At 61.9% G+C, this 9887-nt stretch carries 10 protein-coding genes and 1 other RNA gene; 2 read left to right on the plus strand and 9 right to left on the minus strand.

What is annotated here, in order from left to right:
• The first annotated feature begins 33 nt into the window (after positions 1 to 33).
• Positions 34 to 504, plus strand: a complete 471-nt coding sequence (locus tag ACY693_RS00220; RefSeq protein ID WP_462319811.1) for an EVE domain-containing protein — start codon at positions 34 to 36, stop codon at positions 502 to 504.
• Positions 505 to 583: 79 nt separating this feature from the next.
• On the opposite strand, the gene minE is transcribed toward ACY693_RS00220, so the two are convergent.
• The 8 genes from minE to ffs form a co-directional block, all read right to left on the minus strand.
• Entirely contained in the window at positions 584 to 859 is a 276-nt protein-coding gene (minE, locus tag ACY693_RS00225; protein WP_462319812.1) for a cell division topological specificity factor MinE, read from the minus strand.
• 3 nt (positions 860 to 862) lie between these two features.
• Positions 863 to 1672, minus strand: coding sequence for a septum site-determining protein MinD (minD, locus tag ACY693_RS00230; protein ID WP_462319813.1), 810 nt, complete (start codon positions 1670 to 1672; stop codon positions 863 to 865).
• Positions 1673 to 1753: 81 nt separating this feature from the next.
• Complete coding sequence (gene minC / locus ACY693_RS00235; RefSeq protein ID WP_462319822.1) at positions 1754 to 2515, minus strand: septum site-determining protein MinC; 762 nt, start codon at positions 2513 to 2515, stop codon at positions 1754 to 1756.
• A gap of 178 nt (positions 2516 to 2693) precedes the next feature.
• Positions 2694 to 3038: a histidine triad nucleotide-binding protein gene (locus ACY693_RS00240; protein ID WP_462319814.1), complete on the minus strand. Its 345-nt coding sequence runs from the start codon at positions 3036 to 3038 to the stop codon at positions 2694 to 2696.
• Positions 3039 to 3098: 60 nt separating this feature from the next.
• Positions 3099 to 3695, minus strand: a complete 597-nt coding sequence (recR, locus tag ACY693_RS00245) for a recombination mediator RecR (RefSeq protein WP_462319823.1) — start codon at positions 3693 to 3695, stop codon at positions 3099 to 3101.
• Between the two features lie 43 nt (positions 3696 to 3738).
• Entirely contained in the window at positions 3739 to 4062 is a 324-nt protein-coding gene (locus tag ACY693_RS00250; protein WP_462319815.1) for a YbaB/EbfC family nucleoid-associated protein, read from the minus strand.
• A 107-nt stretch (positions 4063 to 4169) separates the two neighbouring features.
• The gene (gene dnaX, locus ACY693_RS00255; protein WP_462319816.1) at positions 4170 to 6065 is read right to left on the minus strand and encodes a DNA polymerase III subunit gamma/tau; all 1896 of its coding nucleotides are present in this window, start codon (positions 6063 to 6065) and stop codon (positions 4170 to 4172) included.
• A gap of 49 nt (positions 6066 to 6114) precedes the next feature.
• An RNA gene (ffs, locus tag ACY693_RS00260) (signal recognition particle sRNA small type) lies at positions 6115 to 6211 on the minus strand.
• 272 nt (positions 6212 to 6483) lie between these two features.
• Here ffs and ACY693_RS00265 point away from each other — a divergent pair.
• On the plus strand, positions 6484 to 7902 hold the full coding sequence (locus ACY693_RS00265; protein WP_462319817.1) for a hypothetical protein: 1419 nt from the start codon (positions 6484 to 6486) through the stop codon (positions 7900 to 7902).
• Positions 7903 to 7912: 10 nt separating this feature from the next.
• Here the strand turns inward: ACY693_RS00265 and ACY693_RS00270 are convergent, their stop codons facing one another.
• Positions 7913 to 9604 (minus strand): FIST signal transduction protein, encoded by a 1692-nt coding sequence (locus ACY693_RS00270; RefSeq protein ID WP_462319818.1) that lies wholly within the window; start codon positions 9602 to 9604, stop codon positions 7913 to 7915.
• Between the last annotated feature and the right edge of the window lie 283 nt (positions 9605 to 9887).

A 9887-nucleotide genomic window follows, 5' to 3' on the forward strand; every position in this document is an offset into this window, starting at 1 on the left:
CGCTGCTCTTCGAGCTCAACCCGGGAGACATAGATGGCCCATTGGCTATTGAAATCGGAACCAGACGCCTTCGGCATCGCGGATTTGAAGGCTCGTCACAACCAGACCGAGCCCTGGGACGGGGTCCGCAACTATCAGGCGCGCAACATGATGCGCGATCAGATGCAGATCGGCGACCTCGGCTTCTTCTATCATTCAAACGTCAAAGAGCCGGGAATCGTTGGCATCGTTGAGATCGTCAGCACCGGGTATCCTGACCCGACCGCGTTCGACCCGGACAGCAAGTATTACGATCCGAAGAGCGACCCGGATCATCCGCGCTGGTACCTGGTCGATGTCCGCTTCGTCCGCGAGCTCAAGCGCAACATCCGTTTAAGCGAGCTCAAAGATTACGCCGACGAAGCCCTTGCTGACCTGCCGCTGGTGCGCAAAGGGAACCGTCTATCGATCATGCCGGTGACGGATGATCAGTGGAGCTTCATCCTCGGCCTCGAGGATCGATAATCGTCTTTCGGCTCGCTCAGCAACCGAAAGTGAGGCCTTGCTCCCTCATGAATCTAGCCGAGACTGGCTCAGAAATGGCTCAAGGTCGGCTCTCAGCGTCCGGCAGGATGATATTCAGCTCCAGGATCTCATGCCGGTCTTCCTGCTCGTAATGCACCGAGACGGCGTCGTTATCGACCTCGACGTACTTGCGAATGACGGCCAGGATCTCCTGCTGCAGCCTGGGTAGGTAGGAAGGACGGTCACGCGCAGCACGGTCATGGGCCACCAGGATCTGCAGCCGTTCTTTTGCGACCGACGCTGAGCCCTTACCGGGCACGACGCCGACACCGCGAAAATAGTCGAGTAGCCCCACGTGTCACCCCCTCAAGAATCGGCTGAGCAAACCCCTGCGCTCCATCTCGAGGAAGCGCATGGGTCGCTCCTCACCGAGATACCGGGCCACCATGTCAGCATAGGCCTGGCCGGCATCGGATTCGTGATCAAGGATCACCGGATTACCAGAATTCGACGCATTGAGCACAGCGATGGATTCTGGAATCACACTCAGCAGATTGAGGGCCAGGATCTCTTGTACGTCTTCGACCCCGAGCATCTCGCCGCGCGCAACGCGCTCGGGTGAATAGCGAGTGAGCAGCAGAAATTCCCGGATCGGCTCCTCATTCTCGAGCGCCCGTCTGGACTTACTCGCGAGGATGCCGAGCATACGGTCTGAATCCCGCACCGAAGAGACCTCGGGATTCGTCACCACCACAGCGTCATCGGCAAAGTACATCGCCATCAGCGCGCCATGCTCGATACCGGCCGGAGAATCACAGACGATGTAGTCGTAGGTTTTGCCAAGCTCCTCGAGCACCTGGCCGACCCCCTCTTGCGTCAGCGCATCCTTATCCCGAGTCTGCGATGCAGGCAAGATAAACAGGTTCTCGCAGCGCTTGTCTCGGATCAACGCCTGATTCAGGTTGGCCTCGCCATTAATGACGTTGGCAAAGTCGTAGACCACGCGCCGCTCACAACCCATGATCAGGTCGAGGTTGCGCAAGCCAACATCGAAGTCGATCACCACTGTGCGATGCCCGCGCTGCGCGAGGCCCATGGCCATCGCAGCGGCTGTCGTGGTTTTCCCCACGCCCCCTTTCCCCGAGGTAATGACGATAGTTCTGGCCAAGAAGGACTCCCCTTATTCGTGTTGACCCTATTCGAAAACCTGCTTGCGACCTGTCCCTAGCTCGGCGCCCAGATGCGTTCACTAAAGAGGCTCGATTCGCAGTACATCATGATCCAAAAAGACCTGTGTCTGGCAACCCTTAAGACTTGTCGGAATGTTGTCGCTGACCCGATAGTGTCCTGCCACCGACACCAGCTCTGCTCGGAGGTCGGAGCAAAAGATACGCGCCTTCGTGTTTCCGTGCAGCCCCGCGATTGCGCGCCCCCGCATGGGGGCGTAGACGTGGATATTGCCATCGGCCATCAACTCAGCACCGGAATTCACTGCAGCGACGACGGTCAAGTCGCCGCCGGCAGCATAGACGCGCTGGCCCGATCGCACGGGACGATCAATGAACTGTGAGCCCTTCTCGACGCCGATCTGAGGGCCAGCCGACGGCCCGACGATCGGCAGCTCAAGCGCCAAATCGTCGACCACTTCGGCCTTTGCCGTTGATTTCGCAGTATCGCCCAGGATCGCCAGTTCCATGGCTTTGGCCGCCTCGTGCTGAGCGCTACCGCCACCCCGAACCCCGACCGGGATCATACCCAGTCCACGCAGCAGGCCGACGAGCTGTGGAAAGCCAACATCGTCCTCTGTTGATGGCAGCGCACTGAGCTCGATCACGACCGGTGTATGCTCAAAAAATCCCGGTGCCTGTCGCACCTTGGGCATCAGTTGTGCTTCAACAGCGTCCATATCGAGCCGCAACAACCGGATCACCGGCAAGGTAAAAGCCGCCGCCTTCAGCTCAAACGCGGGCGCAGATCTCGTTGCTCCATCGCTCGCCGACCCGTTGCCTATAGGCTGATCCTTGGCTGATGCTCCAATGCTCAATGACATGATCTCGACGGTACTCCTAAAGACGCGGCACGAATCCATGCGAGCTCACTGATCCAGTGGGGATCAGCCTGGGCTCAAAACCCGGGGGCTGAGAACCCGGGCGCTCAACAATCCGAGCGTTCACCAATCGGAGCGCTCATCAACCAGGGGGCCACCGCAGCGAACGCCCACCGATCACATGGACGTGCAGATGGTAGACGGTCTGGCCACCGCCAGCATTACAGTTAATCACGGTCCGGTAGCCATGCTCGTCAATCCCTTCTTGCTTGGCGACCTTGGCCGCTGTGAGCAATAGGCGTCCAAGCAGCTCAGCGTCTTCTGCCCCTGCCTCGCTCAGGGTCCGAATCGGCTTGCGCGGAATCACCAGCACATGCACTGGCGCTTGTGGCTCGAGATCGCGAAAGGCCACGACCTCATCATCTTCATAGACGAGATCTGCCTCAACCTCGCCAGTGGCGATCTTGCCGAAGATCGTATCAGACATCGGTCTCTCCGCTCCTAGTTTGGATGCTCTGGGTTTTGATGCTCTTGGTTTGGATATAGATCAGAGCCCTTGCCGACCCGCAAAGGCATGTGCCAGGGTACTACCGTCAACAAACTCGAGCTCGCCGCCCAATGGGACGCCGTGGGCGATACGGCTTAGGCGCAGGTCCGAGTCCCGTGCCAGATCGGCGATGTAATGCGCGGTCGCAAGCCCCTCGACCGTCGGGCTGATTGCCAGGATCGCTTCATCAAGCTCGGGCTCTTTGAAGCGCGCCTCAAGCCGATCAAGGCCAAGCTCCTCCGGCCCAATGCCATCGAGCGGGGACAGCCGACCACCAAGCACGAAATAAAGCCCACCGTAATGCGTGGCCTGCTCAATCGCGACGATATCCGAGGGCTGCTCAACAATACACAGTAGGCTGGCATCGCGCCGAGTGCTCGCGCAGAGGTGGCAGCGCAGATGCTCGGTCAATGTCCGGCAGCGCTCGCAACGGCCGATGCGCTCCATCGCTGCGGCCATCACCTGCGCCAGCTGGCGTCCTGCGTCTCGATCCCGCTCGAGCAGGTGAAAGGCCATCCGCTGCGCGGTCTTAGGACCGACTCCAGGCAGCCGGCGCAACGCCTCGACAAGCTGATTGAGCAGACTCGAATCGGACACCGTCATCAACCGCCCGTCATTGAGATCGCAGACCTGAGACGAATCAGAATGGGAGCTTCATACCAGGTGGCAACGGCAGTCCTGCGGTCAGCTCCGCCATGCTCTCCTGAGCCTTTTCACCAACGCGCCGCGCAGCGTCATTAAAGGCCGCAGCGACGAGATCCTCGAGCATCTCTTTGTCATCGGCCAACAGCGACGGATCGATCTCAACCCGCTTGACCTCGTGGCGGCCATTCATCGTGACCTTGACCATACCAGCACCGGACTCGCCGATGGTCTCTTCACTGGCGAGCCGCTCCTGTGACTTCTTCATCTCCTCCTGCAGTTTCTGGGCCTGCTTCAGCATGCCTCCTAATCCGTTTTTCATTGCTTAACCTCTTCTCATCGGTGATCAACAATCCAGCCCAGCGACTCTCGTTCGGTCTGCTGAGTGGGCACAAAAAACGCGTAGCCTAGCGAGCACATAGGCCCTCATCAGCCGCCAGCGCGCGCGGGTAGCGCACTAAGCGTACCTGGTATCCATTCGGCATCGAAGCGCTCGCATAGCTGTTGAGCGACGGGGTCGGCTGCCAATGCGCGCTCGGCCTCGGCCAGGCGTTGCGCATCTTCGCGGGCGTGGCGCAATGCCGGCGTATCGTCAGGCAATGTATCAGTCAGGATCTCAAGACTCAGATCCGATGCGAGCGCGGCAGCCAACGCCGCCCCAAGCCGTTGCTCGGCACCTGCAGCACGCAGATGCACATGGCCCGGATGTAGCAGCAAACGCAGCCGCTTCCCATCCCAGGCGCTCAGCGCGCAATGGCGCGCCAGCTCGAGCGCCAGACCGCTCAGGCCCATGCTCCCGACAAGTTGCTGCCAGTCCTCGGCGGAGCTGAGCGAGCGAGTCATGGATGCAGCCTCAGACGCCGAAACCGGGGCCTGCGGCGGCGTGCCCGGTGGCAAGGGCCCGTCATCGGTCGCACTCGAGGCACCGCTGCTGTTCGCGGTGTCCATCACCGGCCTAACGCCCTCAGCCGATGCGCTAGGGACATCAGCATGGGCTAGCGCCGCTTGTTCCGGGTCGAGCCTCCGCTGAGCCCCCTGCTCTGACCCCTGCTCTGGCCCCTGCCCCGACCCCTGCCCCGACCCAGGCTCTGCCCCCCGCTCTGACTCAGGCTCTGGCCTTGCGGAGCCAGCCGAAGGCGCTCCTGGGCGGGACAATTGAGCGGCCTGATGATGCGAGCCATCTCGCGTTGCCCCAGGGGTCGTCGGCGAGGCCGGCGACTCGGAGCTAGCCGATCCGCTCGCCACCGGCCGGAACGCAAGCGCTCGCAGGAGCACCATCTCCAAACCGGCACGAGGATCAGGCGCGAGCTCCAGGTCGCCTTGTCCAGTCAGAAGGACCTGGTAGTAGAGCTGAACGTCTTCAGGTGCCAGCTGCGCTGCTAGCGCGCCGAGGCGTTCCTCGTCTGGATCATCGCCGCGCAGGGTCGCGGGCACCTGCTGTGCCAGCGCGACACGATGCAAAGCGGCCACCAGATCGACGAGCACGGTCGAAAAATCCGGTGTCAGCTCGGCAATGCGGCCGATCTCGGTCAAGACCCGGGCCGCATCGGCTATCGCCATGGCCTCCAGCAGATCGAGCGTCAGCTCGCCGCCACGGGTGCCAAGCATGGCGCGGACGTCATCGACCTTGACTTGGCCGGCACCAAAGGCAATCGCTTGATCCAACAGGCTCAGCCCATCACGCATGCTGCCGTCAGCGGCGCGCGCCAGCAAGCTCAATGCCGGCGGCTCGAAGCCAATCGCCTCGGCCTCGAGCACGGTCTGGAATCGATCGCGAATCTGATCGGGCAGTAACCGCTTGAGATTGAACTGCAGACAGCGCGAAAGGACAGTCGCCGGCAGCTTTTGTGGATCAGTGGTCGCCAACACGAACTTCACGTGCGGCGGCGGCTCCTCCAAGGTCTTGAGCAAGGCATTGAAGCTGCTCGCCGAGAACATGTGAACCTCGTCGATCAGATAGACCTTGTGCCGACCGCGCACCGGCGCGAAGGGGACGTTATCGAGCAGCTCGCGGGTCTGGTCGACCTTGGTGCGTGAGGCGGCATCGACCTCGAGCAGATCAACAAAACGCCCGGCATCGATCTCGGTGCAGGCCGAGCAGACACCGCAGGGATTGGGACCCACGCCCTGCTCGCAGTTGAGGGTCTTAGCCAGAATACGGGCCAAGGTGGTCTTGCCAACACCACGAGTGCCGGTAAACAGATAGGCATGATGCAGCTGGCCACGCTCGAGGCCGTTAACCAGCGCCCGAACCACGTGCTCTTGGCCGACGAGATCGGCAAAGGACCGGGGGCGCCACTTGCGCGCGAGGACCTGGTAGGTCATGAGGTCAGTTACAGACGAGCCTGACGCAGCCGGGGATTGGGGTGGCGAGTCGCGCCAGCCACACCCCGGCACACGCATCCACCGCTGCGGCTGCTCCCTTCCGGGCCTGACCGGGTTCACGGCTTCGCGTTGCGAGGGGACCGACGCGCCCCACCATTGATGCTTATGAATTCGACGATACGTCGATCACAAGCATCGCAAGGTAGCAGCCAGCGAGCGATGCCGCAACCGGTAGCACGCAACAGGAGCCACCACGGCTGCGCGATCTTGCTAACCTGTTCAGCCCGGCTCAGTCCAATCCGTCATCCAGACGGCTGCAACCAGAAGGCGTTAGAGGCTCATGAGGCAGAGGATAACCAACTCGGTCGCAACCCACCCACGATCAAAGGGCCAGCCGGGCAGTGCGGACCTCGGCCTGGTGCTCGGACTTCTGCTGGCCACCGCGGTTGAGGTTGGTGTCGCTCAGGAGGCCGACCCAGAGCTGACTAAAAGCTCTATCACGGCCGTTGGAGCCATCGCTGAGACCGGTCCAGGGAGCAATGCAGGGAGCCAGGCTCGCAGCGAGATCGACAGCCAGCGCACGGCTGAGGCGCACCAAGACGAGCCCAATCAGCCCAGCAGTCCCGATGACGGCCTATCAGTACTCCTGGAGCGCTCGCTCGAGAATGCAGGCTCCCTCTGGGAGCGCTCCGCCGAATCGGCCGATAGCTGGTGGCAACGCTCACGGGAGGCCACGCTTGAGGCCTGGGAGGGGGCTCAACGCTCGCTGAATCCAGCCGAGCCACCGGTAACAGCGGGCATCTGGAAGGAGCTGGTCCCTAAGCTCGAGGAGACATTGCAGCTCGAAGAGGCTCGGCCGCAGCTTCCAGACCGAGCCTGGCTCGGCCGCGACAAGAGCGATGTCGACACCGATATCAACGCCCTGCTCGACGCCTCGGTCGCCATCCTCTCGAGCTCGCCGGTCCAAGATTATCGCGCGCAGATCGAGACGCTGCGCGGCCGCATCGCTGAGGCCCGCATCGACATCGACCGCTTCCGACGCGAACGGGTAGCAGCGCCGAGCGAATCGCTGCTGGCCACCACCGTCAGCGGCTACGACGAGCGCATCGCCAAGCGCGAGGCCGATATCCGCGGGTATCAGGCTGAGCTGGAGCGGGTCAAGTCCGATTTCGTCAGCGAGCTACGCGCGATGGGACTCGAGCTGAGTGATGATCAGGTCGACCTGCTCTTGGCCACCGTCGTCGGCGACAACATCATCGATCTCGGCATCGTCTTCGACAACGTCAAGGCGATCACTCAGCAGCTCGAGGTGCTGGTCGAGGAAAGCGGCGAGGATCTCGAGAGTGCCAGGCGCTATTACGGCATGTACGTGATCCTGTTGCGAGCGCTGGCGAGGATGCACAACGATGTCGCAGCAGCGATCGAGACGCGCTATATCCCCGAGATCAACGCCATCGCCGCTCGCGCAGCCGCGCTCAGTGAGGAAACACGGGCGCTGGTGCGAAAACAGCCGGAGCGCGCCGCTCTGTTGCGCAACAATCTCGAGGCACAGCAGCTGACGATCGAAGCCGCCGGGGTCTATCGCGATTACCTCGTCGAACAGCGCAAACAGGTCGAGCAGGCCCACTCCGCACTGGATGACGATATCGAGACCGCCTGGAATACCTACCAAACCGTGCGCGTCTCGGGCGAGTTGGTAGACCTGGTGCAATCGAGCCAGAGCCTGCTCGATGGGCTGCTAGACCGAGAAGTCCCACCATTGCGCCCCTTCCAAAACCGGGAGATGCAGCGCGAGCTCGAGAAGCTCACCCGCGAGCTTCGCCGCTCCGAGGGTTGAGCAGCCGCAGCTACTCCGGGCTCCGCTGATCCCCATCTTGCTGATCTGGGCTGGACTCGTTCGGCGCCAACAACCGCGCTAGCTGCGCGATGCTGAGCGGAAACGGCACGCCATAACGCCGTCGATGCTCGGCATCGATCAAGCGCGCCAGCCCGGTGCGATTGAGCCGTGCCTGCTCGCCCTTAATCGCTAACCGGCGAAGATCGTCGAAACGCGAATCGAGCAGCGCACAGATCAAGCCCAGTGCATTCGCTTGGTTTGCCATCCGCTGCTCGCTGCGGCTGAATGTGGCAAAGCTCGTTAGCGCCCGCTGCGCCGTCAGCGCTTGCTCGAGCCGGCACTGCTCTTTGCGCGCCTCACGCAGCTCATGCGCTAGCCCGAGGATCTGGCGCCGCAGATTCGCCATCGAGACCTCATCCTGGCTCGCTACCAGGTCTGAGAAGCTGAGCGGCGGTGGGTCCTCGCCCAACAACAAGATCACCAGACTGAAGCCCTCGGCACGCGGCTGACCGACATCGCGAACGGGTGCAATCTCACCAAAGGCATAAAAGCCGCCAAGCGGGGGAATGCTCGCGAGGTCACTGATGCTGTGTCGGAGCTCGCGCTCCGGGGTCTGGCCGAGAACCAGCGCTCGGCGCACGCAAGCGAGCCACAGCACACCAGCCACCGGGGCTGGACCAATCCCCTCGGTTAGTGCGGCCAATAATGTACGTCGCGCCGCGCTCAGGATCAGGTCTGGGCTCGGCTGCGTGAGCTGAATCTCGCAGTCGGCTGGGAGCGGCTCGCGAACCAAGATATCACCCTGTACGCGATCGCACTCACAGACATCGAGCAGTTTGGGCTCATCTCCCGATTGGCTGGAGTAGATCGCCAATGGATGACAAGCGGACCACTTCCAACGTCCGTTCTCAATCGGATAACAGGTGTCGAGGTACTGGCTCGCTGGTTGGCCGGCAATCTGCGTGATCCGATTCCCCGTGCAGCGCGCCGGCAGACGTGGGCTGATCGGTTCCCAACCGGCGGCTAGGCCCTTAGTCGCGGACCAGCCAATGCGCAGAGGCCCGTAGAACAGGAGAAAGGCAACCGCCCCCTGCAGCACCTCGTCATTGAAGAACTGATAGCTACGCTTCACCCTGCAATCCGCGGTGCCGCTGCCGAATAAGGGCGTAAACGGCATCTGATCCCCGAAGGCCTTCACGACAGTCGCCAGATTGAGCGCAACGCCATCGGGAAACAGCAGACCGAGCGCCGGCGTCTCTGTAGGCAGATCGGCCGCAGACAGCTGCGCCGCAATCCGCGCTGAGTCAGCCCCCTGATCGGCTTCATCCTCAGCCGCAGATTCAGATTCAGCTGCAGACTCAGCTCCACCACCAGCCGGAGGATGCATGCGGGTCAATCCGCGCACGACGCCGGCGCGCAGCCTGACGCGGTCGCTGGCGAAGGCAATCAACACTGAGGTCCCGAGCCGATAGCCTCGATCACCAGAGACCTCGCCGTAGGAGCTGCCGCCGACGATCGCGCAGTTTGGTAACCGCGCGCGCAGTCCCCGCAGCAGCGGCTCATGCTCGAGCCCATCGGTGGCGAACAGCAGCGCCGCCTGGGGCTGCGCGCCATCGAGCTTCGCCAGAGCCTCGTCAACCAAGGCCGCTGCACAGACCTCCATCTCGGTCAGTGCACTCTGAGCAACAGCCATCTTGAACATCGGGATTGACTCCTAATCCGATTGGTCCTTGCCTCGTCGACCAAGTCTAGCGCACAGACATCCATCATGGCCGGCGACGAATGCCCTAGTCCATCATGAGCTGGTAATCAAAGCGAACCAGCACTGTTTGGCGATCCTGACTCGGCCCAAATGTCAAACAATTCTGTCCAGAAACTTCTTGATTTTGAAGCAACAGAAGACAGATTTCTGCGGCAAACACGGGGGGGGCAGGGTCAGCGCATAAAAACCATTAGCCGAAGATCACCTTAGCGCGGTAGTCGTC

Source organism: Halochromatium sp. (assembly GCF_054919635.1).